The sequence below is a fragment of the Micromonospora sp. NPDC048843 genome, assembly GCF_040649965.1.
In the GTDB taxonomy this organism is placed as follows: Bacteria; Actinomycetota; Actinomycetes; order Mycobacteriales; family Micromonosporaceae; genus Micromonospora; species Micromonospora hortensis.
Map to the genome: position 1 here is coordinate 1 of NZ_JBEZGJ010000046.1, position 23,572 is coordinate 23,572.

Genomic DNA, 23,572 nt, shown 5'->3' on the forward strand with positions numbered 1-23,572 from the left:
CCCACCTGGCCAAAACCAGCCATCGACCGAATCGCGAACGGTGCCGTGCCCGAGCAGCCCCTGCTCGGGCACGGCACCGGCCTGATGTGAACGAAGCCGCCGGTTCAGACGTCGCCGAGCGCGTCGATGTCGCGCATCTCCTCGGCCGTGAGCGAGAAGTGGAAGACGTCGAAGTTGGCGCTGATCCGCTCCGGGGTCACCGACTTCGGGATCGCCACGATCTCGTGGTCGATGTGCCACCGCAGCACCACCTGCGCCGGCGAGACCCCGTGCGCGGCGGCGATCCTGGTCAGCACCGGGTCGCTGAGGTCGCTGGTCTTGAACGGGCTGTAACCCTCCAGCACCACGCCCCGGTCCCGGTGCTCGGCGTGCCGCTGCCGGTCGTACAGCGCCGGACTCCACTCGATCTGGTTGACCGCCGGGTTCTCCTCGGTCGACTGGATCAGTTCGTCGATCTGCCCGGTGCTGTAGTTGCTGACCCCCACCGCCCGAACGAGGTTCTCGTCCCGGGCCGCCAGCAGCTCACGCCAGAGCGGGATGCTGTCCGACGGTGACGACGGCGGCCAGTGGATCAACCAGAGGTCCACCTGGTCGACGCCGAGCGCCTCCAGGCTGGCCTCCAACGTCGCGCGCTCCTGGCCCACCCGGTTCGGCGGGAGCTTGGTGGTGATGAAGATGTCCTCCCGGCGCAGCCCGCTCTCCTGCACGGCCCGGCCGACCTCGCGCTCGTTGCCGTACACGGTGGCGGTGTCGACGTGCCGGTAGCCGGTGTCGAGCGCGGCCAGCACCGCGTCGTAACCGGCCTGGCCGGTGGCCTGCCAGGTACCGAAGCCGAGCAGGGGCATCCGGACGTCGCCCGGGAGCAGGGCGGTGGGCTGGTCGGTGAGGTCCATGAGGTCCGTTCTACCCCGCCGAGCCCTCCGCCGCCGAGCGAACCGGACACTCCGGCATCCAGCGCAGGGGTCCGGTGTGCCGCAGAATGCCTGTGTGACCGACCGGCTGGAGGAGTACCGGCGACGACGGGACGCGGCCCGTACGCCGGAGCCGGTGCCGGCGCGGACCCCCACGACACCCGGGGCCGACGGCGACACCGCGCGCTTCGTCATCCAGCAGCACCACGCCCGGAGCCTGCACTGGGACCTGCGCCTGGAGCACCAGGGGGTGCTGGCGTCCTGGGCGGTGCCGCGCGGCCTGCCCCGCGATCCGGGTCGCAACCACCTCGCCGTGCACACCGAAGATCACCCGATGGAATACCTCGACTTCGCCGGCGAGATTCCCGCGGGTGAGTACGGCGGCGGCCGGATGCTGATCCACGACCGGGGCACCTACCGGTGTGAGAAGTGGCGCGACGACGAGGTGATCGTGACCCTCTCCGGTGACCGGACCGCCGGCCGGTACGTCCTCTTCGCCACCTCAGGACGGGACTGGATGGTCCGACGCACCGACCCCGCGCCGCCGGGTTGGACGCCGATGCCGGATCTGGTCCGACCGATGCACACCACTCCCGCCGCCGGGCTCCCCCGCGACAGCGCCGACTGGGGGTACGAGCTGCGCTGGGACGGCGTGCGGGCGATGGCGTACGTCTCCGGCGGGCGGCTGCGGCTGCTCTCCGAGACCGACGAGGAGATCACCGGTGGGTATCAGTGGCTGCGCGCGATGGCCGAGGCGCTCGCGCCCACCGAGGCGGTGCTCGACGGTGTGCTGGTCCGCATCGATGGTGCCGGGCGGGTCCGCCCGGTCCGGCCGGCGACCGGCAGCCGGGTTCCGGCCGGCGCCCAGTACCTGATCGTCGACCTGCTCTGGTTGGAGGGCGTGAGCAGCGTCGACGTGCCGTACGCGCAACGCCGGGAGCTGCTCGACGGGCTGGTCTTGTCCGGTACGCACTGGCAGACTCCGCCGTGGTTCCCGGGCGCGGGCGACGAGGCCCTGCGTGCCGGGCGGGAACAGGGCCTGCCGGGCGTAATCGCCAAGCGACTGGACTCGGTCTACCAGCCGGGGCGGCGCAGCCGGCACTGGCTGAGCATCGACGCTGTGTGACGGCGAGGAGCGACGTGTACCTGACTCACCTGGACTGCCCGCGCTGCGGCAAGGAGTACGCCGCCGACCGGTTACAGAATCTCTGCGAGTGCGGATCGCCCTTGCTGGCCCGCTACGACCTGCCGGCCGTGGCGAAGGCGGTCACCCCGGAACGCTTTCCGCTGCGCCCGGCCGACCTGTGGCGATACCGGGAGCTGCTGCCGGTCGCCGACCCTCGGCACGTCACCACGCTGGGTGAGGGGTGGACGCCGCTGTTGCGGGCTCCGGCGTACGGCACCGAGATCGGTATCGCGGATCTGATGATCAAGGACGAGGGGCTGATCCCGACCGGCTCGTTCAAGGCCCGGGGCGCGGCGGTCGGGGTGAGTCGGGCCCGCGAGCTGGGCGTCGAGCGGATCGCGATGCCCACCAACGGCAACGCCGGGTCGGCCTGGGCCACGTATGCCGCGCGGGCCGGAATGGGCGCGACAATCGTCATGCCGCTGGAGGCGCCGAGCATCTGCCGGCGCGAGTGCGTCGCCGCCGGTGCCGACCTGCGCCTGATCGACGGGCTGATCGGCGACGCCGGCCGGCGGGTGGCCGAGCTGATAGCGGAGTCGAACGGGGCGATCTTCGACGCCGGCACGCTGCGCGAGCCCTACCGGCTGGAGGGCAAGAAGACGATGGGGTACGAGATCGTCGAGCAGCTCGGCTGGCAGACACCCGACGTGATCATCTATCCGACCGGCGGCGGGGTCGGCCTGATCGGCATCCACAAGGCGCTGCACGAGCTGCGCGAGCTCGGCTGGATCGGCGACAAGCTGCCCCGGCTGGTGGCGGTGCAGTCCACCGGCTGCGCGCCGATCGTGCGGGCCTTCGCCGCCGGAGAGGATCGGGCGCAGCCGTGGGCGGACGCGCACACAGTGGCGTTCGGCATCACGGTGCCGGCCCCGCTGGGCGACGAGCTGATCCTGGCGGCGCTGCGGGAGTCCTCCGGCACGGCGGTCGCCGTCGACGACGCGGACATCCTGGGCGATCTGCGGGACTTCGCCGCCCGGGAGGGGCTGCTGCTCTGCCCGGAGGGGGCGGCCTGCCTCACGGCGGCCCGGCAACTGCGCGCGGGCGGGTGGATTCGGGCCGGCGAACGGGTGGTGGTGCTCAACACCGGCGCCGGGCTGAAGTATCCGGACACCGTCGACGTCTCCGGCGTACCAGTGATGGGGTGACGTGACGGCGCCCCGCGGACCGGGCGGTCCGCGGGGCGCTGTCGTGCCGCTCTACTGGTAGGTGATGTCGGAGGGCGAGTAGAGGCAGTTGACGCCGTCGGCACCCTCGCCGATCTCGGTCGGCTCGCTGCCCTTGGGCACGCCCTTGTACTTCACGCAGATCGAGGTCTCCCGGTCCGGGTCGCCGACGATGGTGATCCGGCTGAACCGGGCGGTGTCGCCCCAGTTGGTGTTGATGCCGGCGATCGCGTCGGTGTTCCGGACGATCACGTTGTCGATCACCACGTGCCGCTGGTACGACGTGGAGCAGTTGCCGCAGGCGCGGTAGAGCTTGCCGGCGTTCTCCACCCGGAAGTTCTTGATGTAGACGGTGCCCGAGCCGTTGTGCTGGAAGACCTTGTCGCTGGCGGAGCGGGCCCCGCCGCCGTCGACTGTGTACGTGGTGCCGCCGCGGAAGGTCGCCGCGTCCTCGCCGACGTCCTCCCACCAGACGTTGATCAGGGTGCAGTTGCCCTCGCAGTGCACGCCGTCGCCGGCCGGAGCACCGATGATCACGTTGCGCAAAGTGGCACCTGCGGCCAGCTCGAACATCGGGTCCTGGCTCTCGCTCTGCCCGCCGTCACCGATGCCGTAGTAGCGCTTGAGCCCTCCGTCGAACGAGCCGGAGACCGGGATCGTGGCGTCCACCTTCTGGCTGCCGGTGGGCGTCGGCCAACCAGCCGGCGGAGGTGTGGTGGTCGGTGGCGGCGTGGTGGTGGGTGGCGGAGTGGTCGTCGGTGGCGGTGTGGTCGGGGTGCCACCGCCGGACGAGTCGACCGACACGTCGTCGAAGCCGCCACTGGCGTACGCGGTGACCAGGCCGATCCGGCCGGCGCCGGCCAGGCTGTTGCTGCCGGACGCGATCTGGGTGCCGTTGACGAAGCCGCGGATGGTGCTGCCGCTGGTCTCGATGCGCAGGTTGTACCAGGTGCCGGTGCCGATGCCCAGCGCGGCGGAGCCGATCGCCGTGACGGAGCTGCCGTTGACCGCCTGGAGTTCGGCCCGGCCGGAGCCGAGCAGGGCCAGCCGGTACATCTTGGTGCTGCTGGTGGAGCGGGCGGCGAGCCCGACCAGGGCGCTGGACGAGCCGAAGCTCGTCGGCCTGACCCGGGCCTGCACTGAGTAGTTGGTCCAGCTCGTCTGGCCGGTGAACTGCCGGGCCAGCTCGCTGCCGGCGTTGGACTGGTTGAGCACGCCCGAGCCGTCGACGGCCCAGGTGCCGCCGGACTTGGACCAGCCGGAGGTGTCGCCGTCGGTGAAGTCGTCGCTGAAGACGGTGGCCGCGAAGGCCGAGGTCATGCCGGCGGCGAGGGCCGCCGCGGTCACCCCGGCCCCGACCGCCAGCAGGAGTGGTCGGCGGCCGGAGAGTCGTCTTTTCTGCACAGGTGTCCTCCTTGACGCATGTGGTGGTGATCCCTCGGTCGCCGTACCGAGACGTGTTCGCACGGCGTGCTGCGCTGAACGGGATCGGTGTGCGCCCCCGTCGGACGCCCGGATCCGAGGCGGGGTGAGGCGGGATCAAAGCCCTGGGGAAAGGGCTTTCCCGATGCCTCGAGGCTAGGACTGTCCAACCATCAGCGTCAATGCCTGGCGTTTGCAGGTCTGTTGCAGGATTCCGGCCGGGGCGGAACCGACAGCTCAGTAGCTCTCCGGCTCGGTGATCCGCCAGGCTGCGTTGATCAGCCCAATGTGCGAGAGCGCCTGCGGCGTGTTGCCCAACTGCATGCCGGTGGTGAGGTCGATCTGCTCGCTGAACAGCCCCACGTCGTTGGAGTACCCGACGACCCGCTCGAAGAGCGCCTCGGCGCGCTGCGGCTCACCCGTCATCACCAGGCACTCCACCAGCCAGAACGAGCACAGCAGGAATCCGGCCGGGTCGGTCGTCCAACGCCGCAGCAGGCCGTCCTCGGTGCCCAGCTCACGCTCGACCATCGCGATCGTCGAGCGCATCCGCGGGTCGGTGGCCGGCAGGAAGTGCGTTACCGGCAGCGCGAGCACCGAGGCGTCCAGCTCCGCCGAGCCGAACGCCCCGGTGAACGCCCCGATCCGTTCGTTCCACCCCTCGCGCAACACCGTGTCGCGGATCTCGTCGCGTACCCGCGCCCAGCGACCGGGGTCGGCCCGATCACCGAGCCGGTCGGCGAGCCCCACCGCCCGGTCCATCGTCAACCAGCAGGACACCTTGGACGAGACGTAGTGGCGCTCCTCGTCGCGGGTCTCCCAGATACCCCGGTCCGGCAGGTGCCACGTCGCGGCCACCTGCTCGGTCAGCCCGAGCACCATCTCCCGCAGCTCGTCCTCGAACCGCGCGCCCAGGTAGTCGCGCAGCCGCCACACCGCCGACATCACCTCACCCGGCACGTCGAGCTGCCGCTGCCGCCAGGCGTCGTTGCCGACCCGCACCGGTCGACTGTCGCGGTAGCCGCGCAGGTGGTTGCAGTGGTGCTCGGAGAGATCGCGCTCCCCCTCCAACCCGAAGAGCACCGGCACTGGCTCATCGCCGAACCGGCCGATCGAGCGGGTCGCCCAGGCGAACAGTCGGGACGTCTCGTCGGGGCAGGCCGCCACCCAGAGGGCCCGCATGGTCAACGAGAAGTCCCGCAACCAGGAGTAGCGGTAGTCGTAGTTCCGGTCGCCACCGATCTGCTCCGGCAACGAGGAGGTCAACGCGGCGGCGACCGCGCCACTGCGGGCGTACGTGAGGCCGGTCAGGACCGTCGAGCTGTGTTTGACGAGTTCGGGGTAGCGGCCGGAGTACCCGTGCGTCTCCCGGAACGCCTGCCACGCCGCCGTCGTCTCGGCGAGGGTGGTCAGCGGGTCCACCCGGGCCGGCGGGTCGCCGTACGCCTCGCCGAACGCGAGGTCCATCCCGATGACCTGACCGGCGGAGACCTCGAACTCGTGGGTCACCCGGTCGGCGCCGGCCCGCAGGTGCAGACCCCCGGCGCGCAAAATCAGCACCACCGGGCCGGCGCCGGCCAGCACCCCGCCGTCCGGCTGCTCGTGCAGGTACGGCGTGAGCAGGCCGTACTCCGGGCGAGGCGCGAAGTCCAACGCCATCCGTACCCGCCCGGAGAGTCCCTTGACCACCCGGATCAGCACGGCGGGTGAGTTCTTGCCCAGCTCGTGGGCGCGGGCGCCGACCTCGGCGGCCAGCGCGTCGGTGACCGCCACGCTGCCGTGCGGGGTGTGGTGCACCGTCCGCAGCACCAACGTGTCCGGCAGGTACGCGCGCTCCACCCGGTGACCCGGGCCGCCGACCCCGACCGGTGCCAGCCGGAAGTGGCCGGCTCCCGGGTCGAGCAACCGCGCGAACACTGACGACCCGTCGAACCGGTGCGGGCACCACCAGTCGATCGAGCCGTCCTTGCCGACCAGGGCGCCCGAACGAGAGTCCGAGAGGAACCCGTAGTCGGAAATCGGCGGCTGCTGCTCCACCCGCCGGGGGTACCCGCATCGGCCCGAATCAGGCCGGACGCATCACTCGGTCGGTGGCTCGTCCTCGCCCGCCGCCTCGGCCGCGTCGGCCTCTTCCTTGGTCTTGTGCACGGCCTTGTCGGCGTGCTCCGGCGGCCCGTAGACCGTGTACAGCACCAGCGGGTTGGGACCGGTGTTGACGAAGTTGTGCTTGGTGCCCGCCGGCACCACTACCAGGTCGCCCGCGACGACCTTCCGCTTCGCGCCGGCGACCCGCGCCTCGCCGACGCCGCTCACGAAGGTGAGGATCTGGTCGATGTCCTCGTGCACCTCCTCGCCGATCTCCCCGTCGGCGGGGATGGTCATGATGACCAGCTGGGTGTGCTCACCGGTCCACAGCACGCGCCGGAAATCCGGGCTCTTCTCGGCGACAGTCGCGATAGTGAAATGCTCCATGTCCACGCTCATACCCCGTCCGGCGGCGCGCCACGCCGGGACCCGCGAATGGTGGAATTCCCCACGCTGGGCGGGTTTGGATACGCGCGGACCGGGGATCGAGAAGCGGACCGGCGCGAACGGCCGGTCGAGCCAGGTCCCCGCCGACGTACCGCCGAACGGCTGCGGTGGTGGGAGACGGCCAGAGCGCGGCGACGTTCCGATCGCGGAGCGGCGCCGCGCGCTCTTGTGTGCCTGGGGGCCTAGCGGTGCAGCCAGGTGAGCAGGTCGGGCGGGGCCAGCGCGGTGACCCGTTGTTGGTAGCGAGCGAGGCCGGCCTCGTCCAGCAGGTCACGTCCCTGGCCTGAGGCGCCTCGGCGGAAGAACGCCTGCCGGTCACGCAGCACGCCGAGCGTGTCCGGCGCGAGCCGGTCGGCGCGCTCCCGCATGCGACTGAAGGTGGCCGCCTCCACCAACCCCGGCCCCGGGCTCGGGAGTTCCCACCTGTCGGCGAGCCGGCGCATCTCACCGCCCAGATCGGCCAGCAGGTCGTCGTAGTGCACCAGCTCGACGTTCGGCTCGTGCCGGCGGGCCCACGCGTCACTCAGGTGCATCAGCACCCCGGGCAGCGAATCCAACTCGGTGTGCGGGTCCACCTCCCGGTCGACCCAGCTCAGCAACCACTCCCGTACTCCAGGCCGTTCTCCGGGTGGCCCGGCCGGGGCGGGTTGGCCGGTCAGCTCGGCGATGCGCGCCCGGTCCAGGTTGGCGCCCTGGTGGTAGAGGGAGACCGCCATGTCCAGCGGGTGCCGGGCCACCACCACGTAGTGCGCACGAGGGTCGAGCGGCACCCCGTCCAGCGGGGTGTGCGTCTTGATGAACCGCCGGTGTGGCTGGGCGGCCAGCCGGTCGTACACAGTGGCCTGCGGCTCGCCCAACCAGTCCAGCCACGGCGACAGCACTGTCAGCGGGGCCGGCAACTCCGGGGTACGAAGCACCAGGAGCGCACAGATCATCTGCATCCAGGTGGTGCCACTCTTGGACCGGGTGCTGATCACGATGTCGCCGTCGCGGAACGGGAAACCGGTCCACCGCCCGCTGTCCTCTTCGTCGGATTGGTAACGGTAAATCGGCGTGGGCATCGGTGGATGGTAGTCGCCGAACCGACAGTCGAGCAGCCGAATTCCGGCTTACATTCCTGGGGCATGTCCGGATGCCTGGCTAGATTGAAGTATGGTGCCCGCCCACGGGGGCCGGGCGGCGGCACCGGTCTACCGCCCCATCCTCGCCAACCGACGAGGCGAGCTTGAGGCCCTGAGCCACCTCGATCCCGCGTACACCGCACTGGTCGCCCCGATCCTGGAGATCGGCGCGATCGGTCGGTCCACGATGGACGACGTTCGCCGGTTGCCGTCCGGGCTGCTGGCCGCCATCGACGTCAGCGCACTGCCCGACATCCCCGAGGCGGAGCTGACCCGTTGGGGCGTACCGGTGGTGCCGGTGATCGGGCTCTCCGAGAGCGACCACCGGCTGGTAGCGCACGGCGCGGCGGCGCGGGCGTACGGCCGGCGCGCGCTAATCCGGCTGCGGGCCGGCCGGGACCGGGCCGGGCCGGACGCGAGCACCACAGCTGTGGAACGGATCTGGCGGTTCACCAGCCTCGCCCCGGAGGAGTGCGACCTGCTGGTGGACGCGGGGGACGTCTGCTGCCCGGCGGACGTGCGGACCGCCGAGCCTCGGGTACGCCACCTGCTGGACTGGGCACGTCGACACGCCTGGCGGTCGGTGACGGTGGCGGCAGGCGGTATGCCGCCGACGCTGTCCCGGTTGCCCACCGACGAGCCGGTCCAGTTGGACCGTTGGGACTGGCAACTGTGGCGACGACTTGCCGACGCCGGGGTCGACTACGGCGACTACGGCGTCCACCCGGCCGGGCCGGGCACCGGTGACAGTGGCGACCGGTTGCCGACAGTGCGATACACCGACGACGGCAGCTGGTGGGTCTACCGCTGGGCGCGACGCGGCGGCCGGGGCGACGACCGGTTCGCCGACCTGTGTCGCACGCTGGTGTCGGCACCACACTGGCCGACCAGCGGAGCGGCCTTCTCCTGGGGTGACCATGAGCTGCTGCGCCGGGCCCGCCGGGGCGCCGGGGCCGGCTCGACCGCCAACTGGGCGGCGTGGAGCACCTCGCACCACCTGGCCCACGTGCTCGGCACGCTGTTGCACCCGGCCGGCGACGGCGCGCCGCGGTGGCACCCCGGGCAGGGTCCACCGCAGCGGGGACGATCGCTGCGCTGAGGTCGGGTCTACTGCTTCTCGGTGAAGCCGAACTGGATGATGCCCTCGTCGTCGACTGTGGCGTCCACCGACGCGTCGCCGAGCAGCTCGGCGGCGTCCTCGTCCAGGAAGATCCGGGCGCCCTGGTTGTCGACCACCCGATCGCCCTGTGCCGGCTCGGGCACGAGCTCGACGGTGAGCGAGCCCGCCTCGGTGTCGGCGGCGATACGCACACCGCCGTCCTGGGCGACGTCCTGTTGATTGGCGAGGTCACGGATGACGAGCACGGCGTTATCGGTCATGGTGAGCATTGATGGAACTCCTCGTGGATTCTCGGGCTCGCGGTCGGATACCGCGCGGACCGGACAGTCGGCCCGCGTACGAGCACACGTGGGAGGCGACAGAGGGGCGAACGGTCGTCGCCGTCGCATCGAATCGGGGCAGCTGACGGCCCCGTCACTCCCACCGTGCCCGCTGGCTGACCATCCGTCAAATAGAGCCAGGTCAGTGGAGAACGGCGGCCGGCGCCAGCCAGGCGCGAATCTCGTTGACCGCCGCTCGGCCGGCCCGGTTGGCACCGATCGTGCTGGCCGAGGGGCCGTACCCGACCAGGTGAACCCGCGCGTCGGCGACCACCCGGGTGCCGTCCATCGTGATACCGCCACCGGGCGCGCGCAGCCCCAGCGGGGCGAGATGGTCGATGGCCGCCCGGAAGCCGGTGCACCACAGGATCACGTCGGCTGGCTCGAACCTCCCGTCCGTCCAGGCCACCCCGTCGGGCGTGATCCGGTCGAACATGGGTAGCCGGTCGAGGACGCCACGCTCGCGCAGTCGGCGCACCTCCGGGGTGACCGGCAGCCCGGTCACGCCCACCACACTGCCCGGCGGTCGGCCGGCCCGTACCGCCTGGTCCACCCGGGCTACGGCGGCGCGACCGAGCTCCTGGCCGAACTCCTCGTCGTTGAACGCCGGCGGCCGGCGGGTCACCCAGGTGGTGCCCGCCGCGACGGTGGAGACCTCGCCGAGCAGTTGCACGGCCGAGGTGCCGCCACCGACCACCACCACGCGCAGGCCGGTGAAATCGGCGGGCCCCCGGTAGTCGGCGGTGTGCAGCTGGCGTCCTCGGAACGTCGACCGGCCCGGGTAGTGCGGCCAGAACGGTCGCGTCCAGGTGCCGGTGGCGTTGATCAGGGCTCGGGCGGTCCAGGTACCCCGGCCGGTGTGCACGTCCAGTCGTCCGTCCGGGCGGGAGTGCACCCCCCGGACCCGCACCGGCCGCCGCACCGGCAGGTCGAAGGCCCTCTCGTACGCGGCGAAGTAGGCGCTGACCTGCTCGGAGGCCGGGCGATGCGGCTCGGTGGGCGGGAACGGCAGCCCGGGCAGGTCGTGGAAGCCGTGCACCCGGTCGAAGACCAGCGTCGGCCAGCGGTGCTGCCAGGCGCCGCCGGGCCCGTTGTCGGCGTCGAGGATGACAAAGCCGCTGCCGGGCGCGAAGCCGGTGCGGTGCAGGTGATAGCCGGCGCTCAGGCCGGCCTGCCCGGCGCCGATCACCACGATGTCCGCGGAGTGGGTGTCCACGTGGGCTACAACGCGCCGGACGTCACCGCTGTGCCCGTCCTCGACCGTCGCGCCGATCACAGACGGCCATTCCGGCTTCGGCCACCTGACCTGCACCTACGCTGAGTGAATGAGCGACTTCCGTCGGTACGCGGCCGAGTTCCTCGGCACCCTGCTGCTGGTGTTCTTCGGGGTGGGCAGCGCGGTCGCCGCACGGGTCCAGGGCGGCGTGGTGGTGGTGGCGCTGGCCTTCGGATTCGTGATGGTGGCCCTCGTCTACACGATCGGCCCACTCTCCGGTAGCCACGTCAACCCGGCGGTGACGCTCGGTGTGCTGCTCTCCGGCAAGATCTCGGTGCTCGGGGCGGTGGCGTACTGGATCGCACAGTTCGTCGGCGCGACCGTCGCGGGCTTCGTGCTCTGGGCGCTGACCCGATGGGGTGACGTGGCGGACCAGACCGGGGCCCTGGGCACGAACGGTTACGGCGCGCACATCAACCGGGGCGGCGCGGCGGTGCTGGAGGTCGTGCTGACCTTCCTCTTCGTGTTGGTCGTGCTGGTGGTGACGAGCCGGAGCGAGAATCCGGGCACCGCCGGGCTGGCCATCGGGTTGGCCCTGGCCGTGACCCAACTGGTGGGCGTGACGCTGACCGGCGCTGCGGTCAACCCGGCCCGCGCGTTCGGCCCGGCGGTGTTCGAGGGCGGCGTCGCGCTACGGCAGCTCTGGGTGTTCATCGTCTTCCCGCTGCTCGGTGGGGCGCTCGCCGCGCTGGTCGCACCGCTGGTGATGGGGGCGCAGCGGCACTACTGGGGTGGCCACGAGAAGACGGTCGGCGGGCCGAAGTAGCCCATACGGCAATATCTTTCGCTTGAGGGCCTTCTCCGGCGAATATCTCCGTGACAGCATCAGCGGATGCATCGCCGTCACTTTCCCCGGGCCCTCGCGCTGCTCGCGCTGGTAGCCACAGCGGCCACCGCCGCCGCGCCCGGCGCCACGGCCGAATCGCCCACCCCCGCGACGACCCAGCTGCGTGCCACCATCGACACGATCCTCGCCGACACCCGGTTGGCTGGCGCGCAGGCGTCGGTGGTGGTGGTCGACACCAGCACGGGACAGACGCTCTACGACCGCAACGGTGACCGCCGGCTGGTTCCGGCGTCCAACACCAAGCTGCTGACCTCGACGGCCGCCCTTGAGCTGCTCGGCCCGGGTCACCGGTTCAGCACCGACGTACGGGCCAGCGGCAAACGCCGTGCGGGCCTGCTCTCCGGCAACCTCTACCTGCGTGGCGGGGGCGACCCGACGATGCTCGCCGCCGACTACGACGCGCTCGCCGCCCAGGTCGCCGCCGACGGCGTGCGGGTGGTCACCGGAAACCTGGTCGCCGACGACACCCGCTACGACCGAACCCGCCTCGGCCCCGACTGGACCTGGGACGACGAGCCCTACTACTACGCCGCGCAGGTCTCCGCGCTGACCATCGCCCCGGACACCGACTACGACGCGGGCACGGTGATCGTGCACGCCGCACCGGCGGGCCGGGCCGGCGCCCCGCCGGTGGTCACCACCACCCCCGCCACCGGGTACGTCCGCGTCGACAACCGCGCCCAGACGGTCAGCGACGGCGAGACCTCGATCTCGATCGAGCGCGAGCACGGCGGCAACACCGTAGTGGTGACCGGTCAGATCGCCGTCGGCGACGAGCCCGCGAGCGACTGGGTCACCGTCTGGGAACCCACCGGCTACGCGGCCGACGTGTTCCGGGCGGCGCTGCACCGACACGGCGTCCGGGTGCTCGGCCGGACCGTGCTCGGCCAGCCCACCCCGGAGACGGCCGACCCGGTGGCGCGCCACGACTCGATGAGTCTGGGCGAGTTGATGACGCCATTCTTGAAGCTGTCCAACAACGGGCACGCCGAGGTGTTGACCAAGGAGATCGGTCGCGTGCTCTCCGGCTCGGGCACCTGGACGGCCGGGCTCACCGCGATCAGCGAGTACGTCGCCGACACCGGAATGGACACCGGGAGACTGCGCCAGCGTGACGGCTCAGGATTGTCCCGGCGCAACCTGGTCCCGGCGGCGGAATTCGTCGACCTGCTGAGCGCCGTCCGCGCCGAACCGTGGTTCGCGACCTGGTACGCGGCGCTGCCGATCGCCGGTCAGCCCGAACGGTTCGTCGGCGGCACCCTGCGCAGCCGGATGGCCGACACGCCGGCCGCGGGCAACGTGCACGCCAAGACCGGCAGCCTTACCGGTGTCTCCGGGCTCTCCGGCTACGTCACCAGCGCAGATGGTCGACTGCTGGCGTTCTCCATCCTGTTGAACAACTACCTCACGGCGTCAGTGAAGTCGCTCGAGGACCAGATCGCCGTGGCGCTGGCCGGCTTCCGCGAGGGTGGTGCGTCGACGGCACGGGTCGCCCCGCCGGCGGTGCCGGAGACACCGCGCACCCCGGAGGGCGTCGAGTGTTCCTGGGTCAAACCGATCACCTGCTGAGCGACGGCCGGGAGGCGCGATCACGCCTCCCGGCCCGGCGAACGCTCAGGCCGGACGGTCCGGTGGGGGGACCACCGCCGTCGGGTCACCACGTTCGATGAGCGCGGCGATCTCAGCGGCCCGCAGCCCGCGCAGCGCCAGCACCCGGGTGCCCCAGCGGTGCAGGCGGCACGGGTGCGGGCTGGCATCGTTACGGCACACCACACCCCCGGACCACAGCCGGGGGGCGTGCACCACCACCGCCCGTACGGCGAACTGGGTGTCCTCGCCCGTCACGTACGGCGGCAGGGGGATGTCGCGAAGAACCTCCCCGGGCGTTTCACCGGTGCCGGACGAAGCGGCACGACGGTCGCGGTGGACGGTGCTGCTACTCATCTCCGCTGCCTCCACACTGGATGGTCGGATGGGGACAGCAGAAAGTTACGACGCATTCGACAGTCTGCGACGGACAAACTGTCCCGCTGTCCGGACGCACAGCGATCAGTCAGTCAGTCAACGCACCGTCACGGCCTGGAGGCCGACGTTGCCGCAGTGCGGCGTGAAGACCTTCTCGACGGTCCAGTTCAGCAGCAGCCGGGCACCCTTCGGCACCGTGAAGCGGATGGTGAACTGGGCGCTCTGACTGGTGTAGGGGTCTTCCAGTCGGGCGATGCTGGCGGGCCCGCCGGTGGACAGCCGCGCTTCCAGTCGCCCCCGAGCCATCCAGATGCCACCGTAGAGCTGGACCGTACGCGGCTCACCACTGCCGGCGACGGCGAGGCTGAACCCGTTCCCGGCACCGCAGGCGTAGACGCCGTTGGAACTGCCGTTCGTCGACCGCTCCGGCGTGCCGTCGGCCCAGCGCACGTACTCCTGGTTGCCGTCCCAACCGACCCGCCGGCCTGGACCACCCCCGTCGATGATCTCGCCGGAGCCGGAACGCTTGCGGTTCATCGACCTGCCGCCGCGCTCCCCCCAGTGCACCCAGTCACGGGCGCCAACGGCGGTGAGGTCGACGATGGCCGGCATCTCGCCGCGGCTCACCGTCAACGCCGGCGAACCGGGCTTCGGCGGCGGCGGGGCGGGCGTGCTGGCCGACGGCGTCGGGTCCGGCGAGGGTGGGCGCTGGCGCGGACGCAGACCGGGCGTCGCCGGCCCCGCCTCGCCGGTGCGCCCGTCGGCGGCCGGAACACCGGAGGGACGGGCGGGCACGCCGCCCGGACCCGCCTGGTCGTCGTCCGGCGCCGGACCGGACCGGGTGGCGAGATACGAGATCAACACCACAAGGCAGACGAGGACGGCGGCTCCTTCGACCGCCCAGCGCCGCCGCTGTCGGGCACGGCGCAACACGCTGCGGGTCTTCCCGGCGGTAATGGCACGCGGACGGTGCTTCGGCGGCGCGTCGCCAGCCCTCGAACCAGCCCGCGTGCGGTCTTCGTCCGCCACCGACCCCTCCAACTCCGCCGCCCGGCCGTTTTGGACCGCCGAGGACCACACCATCCACTGTGGGCAGTTTCACGTTTACCCGGGCGTGGACGACACGCTAGATCCGGACTGCCGGACGTGTCCAGCCCACAATGGGACGCTGTCGGACAACCCGGCCGCCCGGACGGGCAGTTGGGCAGACCACCAGCCCCTTTCGGGTCAGCCGATCCGGAAGCCGAGCAGTTGTGCGACGACCACTGCCTGCTCGACGTCGATCACGGCACCGGCCCGTTCGACGACCGTCGGGTCCAGCGCTGTGAGATCGCTGCCCCGCAGGTCGGCGCCACCGAGCCGGACGTTTGTGAGCTGCGCCCCGGAAAGATCGACACCGGTGACCGTAGCACCGGTGAGGTTGGCCCTGGTGAGGTCCACCTCGCGCATGCGCACCCCGGTCAGCCGGACGCCACGCAGGTCGGCACCGGGTAACGCGACGAAGGACCAGTCACCGCCGTCCACCGTCAACGGACGCAGATCGCACTCGCTGAAGGTGCTGCCGACCAGCTTGCAGCCGGTGAACTCGGCCTCGAAGAAGTTGCACCGCCGAAAGACGCAACGGGTGAAGGCGGAGTCGACATGCCGGGAGGCGTTGAACGCCACGTTGCCGAACGTGCATCCGGTGAAGACCGCGCCTCTGCTCACCGCCTCGGTCAGGTCCACCCCGAAGAACTCACAACCCATGAAGTGCCGGTCGGTCAGCTCCTCGCCGTACCAGTCCTCGTTGCGGAAGGTCACGTCCTCGGTCAACTCCGGCATCCGGCCAGGCTAGTGGGCGCCGCCGACAGCCGGCGGCCGGCGGGCCGACGCCGGCCCCCTTCCGGTGTCGGTGTACCGGCGAGTACGTTCGGCGGCGTGAGTGTGGCTCGGAGCAAGGACCCGGATCAGATCGGTTTCGACAGGGCGCGGCTGGCGCGGATCGACGAGCACTTCGGCCGGTACGTCGACGACGGCAGGCTGGCCGGCTGGCAGGTGGTGGTCACCCGTCGCGGTGAGGTGGCGCACTCCTCGACGTACGGGCTGCGCGACCGGGAGTCGGGCGCACCTGTCGAGGCCGACACCCTGTGGCGGATCTACTCGATGACCAAGCCGGTCACCTCGGTCGCGGCGATGATGCTGTGGGAGGAGGGCCGGTTCGAGCTGACCGACGAGATCAGCCGCTGGCTGCCCGAGTTCGCCGACCTGCGGGTCTACTCCAAGGGGTCGGCGCTCAAGCCGTACACGGTGCCGGCGGTCGAGCCGATCCGGGTCTGGCACCTGCTCACCCACACGGCCGGCCTGACGTACGGCTTCATGCAGACCTCGGTGGTCGACGGGCTCTACCGGGCCGCCGGCTACGACCTGTACCCGCCGGCGGACGTCGACCTGGCCGGCGCCTGCGCGGCCTTCGGCGAGCTGCCGCTGCTGTTTCAGCCCGGCTCGGCGTGGGGCTACTCCGTTGCCACCGACGTGCTGGGCCGACTCGTCGAGGTGATCTCCGGGCAGAGCCTCGACGCGTTCTTCGCCGACCGGATCTTCGGCCCACTGGGCATGACCGACACCCGCTGGTGGGTGGAGGGCGACGAGGCCGACCGGCTGGCCGCGCTCTACGTACCGGAACCGCGCAGCGGCCGGGCCGTCCGCTACGACAGCCTCGGGGCCCTCGCGTTCAGCAAGCCGGCGCTGCTCTCCGGCGGTGGCGGCCTGATCTCCAGCGCCGCCGACTACCACCGGTTCACCCAGTTGCTGCTGCGCGGCGGCGAGCTCGACGGCGTCCGGCTGCTCGGGCCGCGCACTGTGCGGTTCATGACCCGCAACCACCTGCCCGGCGGTCAGGACCTGGGCACCCTGTCCACCGGCGGCTTCGCCGAGACCACCCTGGACGGGATCGGCTTCGGCCTCGGCTTCGCGGTGGTCGACGACCCGATCCCCAGCCGGGTGCCCAGCAGCGTCGGCGAGTACTACTGGGGCGGGGTGGCCAGCACCGCGTTCTGGGTCGACCCGGCCGAGGAGATCACCGCGCTGCTGTTCACGCAGCTGATGCCGTCGAGCACCTACCCGCTCCGCTCCCAACTACGCCAGCTCGTCTACGCCGCCCTGGTCGACTGACCCCGCCGGAGGCGCTGACGGACCCCACCCCAGCCCTGTCGATCTTGCACATTGTGTTGTCTAGATGACCCTGATGAGTCGTTTGTCGGGACAGAAACTGCAAGATCGACGGAATGCCCGGCGAAGGAACGGTCAGTCGGCGAGGCGGGCCGGGAAGCCACCGGTGGCGATCGGACCCCAGGCGTCGATGGTCACCCTGATCAGCGACTTGCCCTGACGCTCCATCGCCGCCCGGTAGTCGTCCCAGTCCGGGTGCTCACCGGAGATGCTGCGGAAGTATTCGACCAACGGCTCCAGTGCCTCGGGCAGGTCGAGCACCTCGGCGGTGCCGTCGATCTGCACCCAGGGGCCGTTCCAGTCGTCGCTGAGCACGCAGGCCGAGACCCTGGGGTCGCGGCGGAGGTTGCTCACCTTGGCCCGCTCGGGGTAGGTGGAGATGACCAGCCGCCCCTGCCCGTCGACCCCGGCGGAGACCGGCGAGGACTGCGGTCGCCCATCGGCCCGGGTGGTCATCAGCACGACGCGGTGTCGCGGCCGGAGGAAGTCGAGCAGGCCATCCCGGTCGACCCGGGTGTTCCTTGCGATGCTGCGTGCCATTCCCCGTTCCTACCAGGGTGCGGGCGCAACGGCGGCGGCGGGTCAGCGGGGTCGGGCCGCGTCGCGGTGCACCGCCTGGGTGGGCACCCGGGGACGGCCGGACGGACGCCAGGCCCGACCGTTGGCGTAGATCACCCGAAAACCGAGGTACGACGCGAGGGGCGCCCAGTGGGCGGAGCCCATCCGCAGCTCGGCGGCATTGTGTCGCTGGCCGTTGGCGAGCACGTCGAGGAGCACTGTTTCGAAGGCCGCCGATTCGACCCAGTCGACCTCCCGGGTGAACCCGCAGATCAGAGCGGCTCCGGTGACCTCCAGGAACTCGCGCAGCACCGCGTCCGAGGCGCGCAGCACCGAGCAGCTACCGAAATAGAGTCGCCGCCCCTCCGCGCGGCCGGCCATCAGCTCGGCCACCTCGTTCAACTCCACCGACTGCCAGTCGGTGAGGCAGAGCCGGCTCGGCTCACCGTGCATGGCGAAGAAGCCGACCCGGTGGTCGGCGTACTGCTTGAGCAGCCAACGGTCCAGGAAGTAGAACAACTCGTCACGGGTGGCCGCGTCCTTGTGGATGAACCGGATCTTGCCCAGCCGCTCCAGCAACTCCAGCGTGGGCAGCACCGAGCCCCGCTCGTTGAGGTCACGGTGCCACTGACCCTCGACACAGAAGACGCCACCGCGTGCCACGCGCACCTCCGCCAGTCCGCAGCCCCGGGGCTGACGTTACCGGCAGCCATCACCCCGGGAACATCACCCTCCGTGTGGCAGATTGCGACGTTCGGTGCCCTTTTCCGCAGGAGGGGCGATCGGCCGGAAATGGCTGTTTCGCAAATCAGCCTAATTCCCAGCCAATACCCAGGTACAGCGGATTGTGAGCACGATTCTCGTTAACCACCTCCAACGGCACTGATCAGTGCGAGGGTGGAAATCACGGGACTTCTCGGTCGATGTCCCGAAGCCACCCCATTCGCTCTCCTATCGGGAGGACTTCTGTGCGCGTAAACACCTTGAAGCGGGTCGCCGTCGCATTCGCCCTGGCACTGCCCGGGGCCGCAATCGCCACGGTGATCGCCGCACCGGCGGCGTACGCGGACGGCTGTTACACCTGGAACCGCACCCTGAGCCAGGGGCGCTCCGGCGACGACGTCCGCCAGTTGCAGATCCGGGTCGCCGGGTGGGCCGGCTACCGGGACATCGTGGAGAACGACGGCCGCTACGGGCCGAAGACCGCCGCCGCGGTCAAGCGGTTCCAGCAGGCGTACGGGCTGCGCGCCGACGGCATCGCCGGCCCACAGACCTTCGCGAAGCTGTACCAACTCCAGGACAACGACTGCACACCCGCGCACTTCACCTATGGCGAGTTGGACAACGGGTGCGGCGGAAGCGGGTGGAGCGGCGGCCCGCTGTCGGCCAACCAGACCAAGCAGAACGCGCTGCGCACCATGTGGAAGCTGGAGGCGCTGCGCAAGAGCCTCGGTGACAAGCCGCTCCACGTGTCGAGCGGTTTCCGCAATCGCGCCTGCAACAACCAGGTCGGCGGCGCGTCCGACAGCCAGCACCTGTACGGCAACGCGGCCGACGTGACCTCACGGACGTCCTCGCTGTGCCAGGTCGCCCGCGGCGCCCGCAACAACGGCTTCAGTGGAATCTACGGGCCGGGCTACCCCGACCACGACGACCACGTGCACGTCGACTCGCGTCGGGAGAACAACAGCGACGACAGCTCGAACACGACGAACTGGTCCGCCCCGGACTGCGGGGTCGGCAACTGAGCCCACCCGCTCAGAGCGACGTCGGCCCGACGCGGAGGGGGAATCTTCGCGCCGGGCCGACGTCGTGTCGCCCCGGGTCGGATGGGCGGAGGGGTAGCGCGCTCAGCTCGCCCGGGGCCAGCGCGGCGCGGTGACGGGGGGAGTCACCGGCCGGCCAGCAGCGGTGGGCCGTATCCCCTGGGGGACGACCCGCGCGGCCTGTTGCCGCGACGGCCCGGTCGCCGTGAACGGGAACGGCACGTGCACGAACGGATTGCCATGCCGGATCAACGCCTCGATCTGCCGCTCGTTGAGCCCGTGTGTCTCCAACACCCGACGCCCCCAGCGGTGCAGCCGGCACGGGTAGGAAGCGCCGTCGTTGCGGCACAGCGGCCCGGTGGGCCACTCCTCGGCTGTGTGCACTACCACCGCCCGGACCGCGAGCCGCACATCCTCCGGGGTCAATGGTGCCGGCATTGGCACCTCACCCAGTACCTGATCGATGGGATCCGTCGACTGCTCACCAACTCGCACGGCAGGCCTCCCGCAGTTCGGCAGCGGTACGGCGGACCTACCGCACCGACATCCTCGGCCATGGGTACGGCGGACACCGGACGAAAGTTCAATTCCGGTACGCGGTAAGCAGATCCTCCGCCGACAGCACCCGGATGCCGTCCACGGCGGTGCCACTGCGCGACACGGCAACGACTGGCACCGACTCGTCGGCGCCGGGCAGCAGAGAGCGGTGCAGGAGCAGCCGGCCCAGGTCATGCGCGTCAAAGGGTCGGCTCTCCTGCCACTTGACCGATCCCACGAAGCTGATCCTCTGAGCGACTGGCGCACGGTCGGCGCCGACGATATCGATCTCCGGGTCGTTGGTCCGGGTCCAGTAGCCGCCGATCGTCGCCGCCTCCGCCGGCAGATGGTCACCGGGCAGCCGGCGCAGCGCCTCCCGGACGACAGGTTCGATGGCCCGCCCCCGCCAGGACGTCCACGACCGGTCGATCCGGTCCAGGGTCAGGTCGCCACGCCCCCGCTCGATCTCGGAGAGGTGTGGCCCGAGAAACGACAACCAGAAGCGCAGGTACGGATCGGCCACCGCGTAGCGGGTCTCCCGCGACGGCTTGGTCGACAGCGGAACGGTGACCTCCACTGCCCGCTTCTGGGTCAGCAGGCGCAGGGCGCGGTTGAGGGACGCCTGCGGAAGATCCCCTGCCGCGCGGGAGATCAGCGAGAAGGTCCGCTCACCGGAGCCGATGGCACGCAGCACCAGACCCGCCTGGGACTGGGGCGGGAACTCCGCCGCCAGCGCCCGCTCGCCGCTCACCAGCAGGGCAGAGGTCGGATCCCGTACCGCGTCGGTCAGGTACTCGTGGACGGATGCACCGGTCGGCCACTCGTCGAGGATCAGCGGCAATCCGCCGGACACCAGGTAGGCGTCGAACGCGTCGGCGGCGGACAGGCCGAGCATGTCGCTGACGTCGGCCGGGCTCAGCGGCGGAATGACCATTTCCGTGGCTCGCTGGTGGAACGGCCGGCCGTAGTCGTTGAGCGCTTCCATCATGGCCAGGTCCGATCCGACGCAGATCAGCAGGACCGGCCGTCGGGACAACTCGCGATCGAAGACCTTCTGCAGCGTTCCCTCGAAGCCCGGGTCGCCAGCGATGAGGTACGGCATCTCGTCCAGGACGACGACGCTCGGCCGGTCGGACGGCAGCGCGGCGGCGAGCAGGGTCAGCGCGGCGTCCCAGGTCTGTGGTTGCTGCTCCCGAAGAATCTGCGCACCCGGCAGCGTCGAGGCGGCCGCCTCCTCCACGAAGAGGGCGAGCTCGGCTGCGACGGTCGGCTGCGCGGAGGCGGTGAAGAAGAGGTACGGCACCTCGGCCCGCTCCACGAACTCCTCGACCAGTCGGGACTTGCCTACCCGCCGGCGACCGCGCATGAGCAGGGCCCGCCCAGGCCGACCGGCACGGCCACCCCGTCGCACCCGAGAGAGCATGCTGCCCAGGAGATCGAGTTCACGGTCCCGCCCGACAAAGCCGTCCACGATCACTCCTGACACAACCAACGATGGAACAACCAAAAATGAGTGTAACCTCATCCATGTTGGTGTGCCCGATCATTCGGCGCGTGTGAAACCGCTCGTCAGACGAGGCCGGCGTCGTGCACGAGCAGCGCCACCTGGACCCGGTTGTTCAGCTCCAGTCGGGTCAGCAGCCGGGAGACGTACGCCTTCACCGTCGCCACGCTCATGAACAACTCCCCCGCGATCTCCGCGTTGGTGTGGCCCCGCCCCAGCGCGACAGCCACCTGCCGCTCCCGCTCGCTGAGCCCGGTGAGCAGCCGCAGCGCCCGTTCGCGGCGCGGGTCCGGGCCGACCGGGCCGGGGGCGGCGGCGGTCACGTGGGCGATCAACGTCCGGGTCACAGTCGGCGAGAGCGTCGCCTCACCCGCCGCCACCCGGCGTACGGCGCGCACGATCTCCGCCGGTGGGGTGTCCTTGAGCAGGAAACCGGCCGCCCCGGCGCGGAGCGCCCGCAGCACCTGTTCGTCGGCGTCGAAGGTGGTCAGCACCAGCACCTCCGGCGGATGCGGTTGGGCACGCAGCGCCTCGGTGGCGGTCAGCCCGTCGACCCGTGGCATCCGGATGTCCATCAGCACCACGTCCGGGGCGTACGCGGCGACGGCAGCCGGCACCTCGCCACCGTCGGCCGCCTCGCCGACCACGGCCAGGTCCGGCAGACCGCCGAGGATCATCGAGAGCCCGGCCCGGACCAAGGCGTCGTCGTCCACGATCAGCACGCGTACCGGCGGCGCGCCCACGCCGGCCGACCCGCCCGCGCCCGACGGCCCGGCTGCGCCGGCAGGGCTGGTCACGCCGGCCACGGCAGCCAGGCGGCCAGCCGGAAGTCACCGCTGTCGTCCCGACCGTAGGCGAGCCGCCCGCCGGCCAGGGTGACCCGTTCGCTGATGCCGACCAGGCCGGTGCCGGCACCCGGCAGTGTGCCGCCGGCCGGCGACCCGACCGGCCACCGGTTGCCGATCGCCACTGTCAGCCCGGCGCCCGGCCCGCCAGCCACGTCCACGGTGACGGCCGCGCCGGCAGCGTGCTTGCGGGCGTTGGTCAGCCCCTCCTGCACGATCCGGTACGCGGCCCGGCCCAGCGCCGCCGGCACCTCCCCCGGGCTGGCGACGCTGTCGCTGACGTTCACCCGCACCCCGGCCGACCGCGACTCGGCGATCAGGGAAGGCAGGTCGGCGAGGGTGGGCTGCGGCGGCTCCGGGGCGTCGCCGGCACCATCGTCCTCGGCCCGGAGCACACCGATCACCTCCCGCAGGTCCTGGAGGGCGGCGTGCGCGCTGCCCCGGATCACCCCGGCGGCCCGGGCCACCTCGTCGGCCGGTGCGTCCGGACGGAACTCCAGCGCACCCGCGTGCAGGCTGAGCAGCGAGATCCGGTGGGCCAGCACGTCGTGCATCTCCCGGGCGATCCGGGTGCGTTCGAGGTGGCGAGCCTGGGTGACCCGCAGTTGCTGCTCCGCCTCGGCCCGCTCGGCCCGCTCCCGCAACGACACGATCAACTGCCGGCGGGCCCGGACGAACATCCCCCAGGCCAGCACGGCGAAGCTGATCACCACACCCCAGGACGCGGTCTCCCAGTACGACATGTGCGGATCCGGACGCACCCAGCTGAAGACCAGGTTCGTGAGAAGGCCGGCACCGGTGACCGCGATCGCGACGGCCGTCCGTCGATGCACCACCACTGTGAAGTAGAAGATCAGCAGCGGAATGGCGGCGGCCAGCGCAAACAGGGTCAGCGGTGTCGTGGCCACCAACAGCCCGAGCGGCCACCGTCGGCGCAGCCAGAGCAGCCCGCAACAGACCAGACCCATCAACGCGTCAACGCCGGTCATCCAGTCGTACGGCAGTGGGATCGCCATCGCCGGATCCGGCGACAGGGCGTCCGCGGTGACGAACAGCACCCAGAGCAGGGAGACCAGGAAGGCCAGGGTGTCGACCGCCCAGTCACGGGTGGTGCGGCGCGGCCGCCGGGTCGCCGCGTCCGGGCTGACCGCGCCGGCCAGCGCCCCGGGCAGCAGCCAGGGGTGCTCCGGGACGGCGAGGCTGGTCACGGCCCCATGCTAGGCAGCCGACGGGCACCACGACCAGCTACCAAAGTCGAGATCCGATGATCGACCAAGGTCGACGGGGCACAG

Annotated in this window: 23 protein-coding genes; 7 read left to right on the top strand and 16 right to left on the bottom strand. The window is 71.1% G+C overall.

The window, feature by feature from the left end:
• Positions 1–104 precede the first annotated feature (104 nt).
• Positions 105–893, bottom strand: a complete 789-nt coding sequence (locus AB0C20_RS13780) for an aldo/keto reductase (RefSeq protein ID WP_357184386.1) — start codon at positions 891–893, stop codon at positions 105–107.
• Between the two features lie 94 nt (positions 894–987).
• Here AB0C20_RS13780 and AB0C20_RS13785 point away from each other — a divergent pair, with 94 nt between their 5' ends.
• The gene (locus tag AB0C20_RS13785; RefSeq protein WP_357568093.1) at positions 988–2,037 is read left to right on the top strand and encodes a DNA polymerase ligase N-terminal domain-containing protein; all 1,050 of its coding nucleotides are present in this window, start codon (positions 988–990) and stop codon (positions 2,035–2,037) included.
• Positions 2,038–2,051: 14 nt separating this feature from the next.
• A complete protein-coding gene (locus AB0C20_RS13790) occupies positions 2,052–3,242 on the top strand; it encodes a threonine synthase (protein WP_357184380.1) in 1,191 nt (396 codons plus the stop codon).
• A gap of 51 nt (positions 3,243–3,293) precedes the next feature.
• Here the strand turns inward: AB0C20_RS13790 and AB0C20_RS13795 are convergent, their stop codons facing one another.
• The 4 genes from AB0C20_RS13795 to AB0C20_RS13810 all read right to left on the bottom strand — a co-directional run bounded on the left by AB0C20_RS13795 (position 3,294) and on the right by AB0C20_RS13810 (position 8,275).
• A complete protein-coding gene (locus AB0C20_RS13795) occupies positions 3,294–4,664 on the bottom strand; it encodes a pectate lyase (RefSeq protein ID WP_357568094.1) in 1,371 nt (456 codons plus the stop codon).
• A 255-nt stretch (positions 4,665–4,919) separates the two neighbouring features.
• Positions 4,920–6,719, bottom strand: a complete 1,800-nt coding sequence (locus AB0C20_RS13800; protein WP_357184374.1) for a glycoside hydrolase family 15 protein — start codon at positions 6,717–6,719, stop codon at positions 4,920–4,922.
• 42 nt (positions 6,720–6,761) lie between these two features.
• Positions 6,762–7,154 (bottom strand): cupin domain-containing protein, encoded by a 393-nt coding sequence (locus AB0C20_RS13805; protein ID WP_091397116.1) that lies wholly within the window; start codon positions 7,152–7,154, stop codon positions 6,762–6,764.
• A 242-nt stretch (positions 7,155–7,396) separates the two neighbouring features.
• On the bottom strand, positions 7,397–8,275 hold the full coding sequence (locus AB0C20_RS13810; protein WP_357568095.1) for a sulfotransferase domain-containing protein: 879 nt from the start codon (positions 8,273–8,275) through the stop codon (positions 7,397–7,399).
• A 91-nt stretch (positions 8,276–8,366) separates the two neighbouring features.
• Between AB0C20_RS13810 and AB0C20_RS13815 the strand changes: the two genes are divergently transcribed.
• Positions 8,367–9,434, top strand: a complete 1,068-nt coding sequence (locus tag AB0C20_RS13815) for a hypothetical protein (RefSeq protein WP_357568096.1) — start codon at positions 8,367–8,369, stop codon at positions 9,432–9,434.
• Between the two features lie 8 nt (positions 9,435–9,442).
• Here the strand turns inward: AB0C20_RS13815 and AB0C20_RS13820 are convergent, their stop codons facing one another.
• Together AB0C20_RS13820 and AB0C20_RS13825 are read right to left on the bottom strand one after the other, a co-directional pair.
• Positions 9,443–9,724, bottom strand: a complete 282-nt coding sequence (locus AB0C20_RS13820) for an adhesin (protein WP_179782354.1) — start codon at positions 9,722–9,724, stop codon at positions 9,443–9,445.
• Between the two features lie 193 nt (positions 9,725–9,917).
• Positions 9,918–11,051 (bottom strand): NAD(P)-binding domain-containing protein, encoded by a 1,134-nt coding sequence (locus tag AB0C20_RS13825; protein ID WP_357568097.1) that lies wholly within the window; start codon positions 11,049–11,051, stop codon positions 9,918–9,920.
• Positions 11,052–11,100: 49 nt separating this feature from the next.
• Here AB0C20_RS13825 and AB0C20_RS13830 point away from each other — a divergent pair, with 49 nt between their 5' ends.
• On the top strand, positions 11,101–11,817 hold the full coding sequence (locus AB0C20_RS13830) for an aquaporin (RefSeq protein ID WP_238683433.1): 717 nt from the start codon (positions 11,101–11,103) through the stop codon (positions 11,815–11,817).
• A 66-nt stretch (positions 11,818–11,883) separates the two neighbouring features.
• The gene (gene dacB / locus AB0C20_RS13835) at positions 11,884–13,467 is read left to right on the top strand and encodes a D-alanyl-D-alanine carboxypeptidase/D-alanyl-D-alanine-endopeptidase (protein WP_357184359.1); all 1,584 of its coding nucleotides are present in this window, start codon (positions 11,884–11,886) and stop codon (positions 13,465–13,467) included.
• A 45-nt stretch (positions 13,468–13,512) separates the two neighbouring features.
• Here dacB and AB0C20_RS13840 read toward each other — a convergent pair whose 3' ends face one another.
• The 3 genes from AB0C20_RS13840 to AB0C20_RS13850 all read right to left on the bottom strand — a co-directional run bounded on the left by AB0C20_RS13840 (position 13,513) and on the right by AB0C20_RS13850 (position 15,684).
• Positions 13,513–13,842 carry a hypothetical protein gene (locus AB0C20_RS13840; RefSeq protein ID WP_357184356.1) on the bottom strand — a complete coding sequence of 110 codons (330 nt, stop codon included), beginning with the start codon at positions 13,840–13,842 and terminating at the stop codon, positions 13,513–13,515.
• A gap of 117 nt (positions 13,843–13,959) precedes the next feature.
• A complete protein-coding gene (locus AB0C20_RS13845; RefSeq protein WP_357184353.1) occupies positions 13,960–14,892 on the bottom strand; it encodes a hypothetical protein in 933 nt (310 codons plus the stop codon).
• Between the two features lie 198 nt (positions 14,893–15,090).
• A complete protein-coding gene (locus tag AB0C20_RS13850; RefSeq protein WP_357568098.1) occupies positions 15,091–15,684 on the bottom strand; it encodes a pentapeptide repeat-containing protein in 594 nt (197 codons plus the stop codon).
• A 96-nt stretch (positions 15,685–15,780) separates the two neighbouring features.
• Here AB0C20_RS13850 and AB0C20_RS13855 point away from each other — a divergent pair, with 96 nt between their 5' ends.
• Positions 15,781–17,013: a serine hydrolase domain-containing protein gene (locus AB0C20_RS13855; protein WP_357568099.1), complete on the top strand. Its 1,233-nt coding sequence runs from the start codon at positions 15,781–15,783 to the stop codon at positions 17,011–17,013.
• A gap of 132 nt (positions 17,014–17,145) precedes the next feature.
• Here AB0C20_RS13855 and AB0C20_RS13860 read toward each other — a convergent pair whose 3' ends face one another.
• Both AB0C20_RS13860 and AB0C20_RS13865 read right to left on the bottom strand, forming a co-directional pair.
• Positions 17,146–17,610: a PPOX class F420-dependent oxidoreductase gene (locus AB0C20_RS13860; RefSeq protein ID WP_357184347.1), complete on the bottom strand. Its 465-nt coding sequence runs from the start codon at positions 17,608–17,610 to the stop codon at positions 17,146–17,148.
• 42 nt (positions 17,611–17,652) lie between these two features.
• Positions 17,653–18,291 (bottom strand): hypothetical protein, encoded by a 639-nt coding sequence (locus AB0C20_RS13865; protein ID WP_357184344.1) that lies wholly within the window; start codon positions 18,289–18,291, stop codon positions 17,653–17,655.
• A gap of 305 nt (positions 18,292–18,596) precedes the next feature.
• On the opposite strand from AB0C20_RS13865, the gene AB0C20_RS13870 reads away from it, so the two are divergent.
• Positions 18,597–19,376, top strand: coding sequence for a D-Ala-D-Ala carboxypeptidase family metallohydrolase (locus AB0C20_RS13870; RefSeq protein WP_357184341.1), 780 nt, complete (start codon positions 18,597–18,599; stop codon positions 19,374–19,376).
• Between the two features lie 102 nt (positions 19,377–19,478).
• Here AB0C20_RS13870 and AB0C20_RS13875 read toward each other — a convergent pair whose 3' ends face one another.
• The 4 genes from AB0C20_RS13875 to AB0C20_RS13890 form a co-directional block, all read right to left on the bottom strand.
• On the bottom strand, positions 19,479–19,832 hold the full coding sequence (locus AB0C20_RS13875) for a hypothetical protein (RefSeq protein ID WP_357184338.1): 354 nt from the start codon (positions 19,830–19,832) through the stop codon (positions 19,479–19,481).
• 145 nt (positions 19,833–19,977) lie between these two features.
• Positions 19,978–21,402, bottom strand: a complete 1,425-nt coding sequence (locus AB0C20_RS13880; RefSeq protein WP_357184335.1) for a DUF234 domain-containing protein — start codon at positions 21,400–21,402, stop codon at positions 19,978–19,980.
• 98 nt (positions 21,403–21,500) lie between these two features.
• The gene (locus AB0C20_RS13885; protein ID WP_357184705.1) at positions 21,501–22,250 is read right to left on the bottom strand and encodes a response regulator transcription factor; all 750 of its coding nucleotides are present in this window, start codon (positions 22,248–22,250) and stop codon (positions 21,501–21,503) included.
• On the bottom strand, positions 22,229–23,488 hold the full coding sequence (locus AB0C20_RS13890; protein ID WP_357184332.1) for a histidine kinase: 1,260 nt from the start codon (positions 23,486–23,488) through the stop codon (positions 22,229–22,231). The genes AB0C20_RS13885 and AB0C20_RS13890 overlap by 22 nt, the downstream gene beginning before the upstream one ends.
• Positions 23,489–23,572 lie beyond the last annotated feature (84 nt).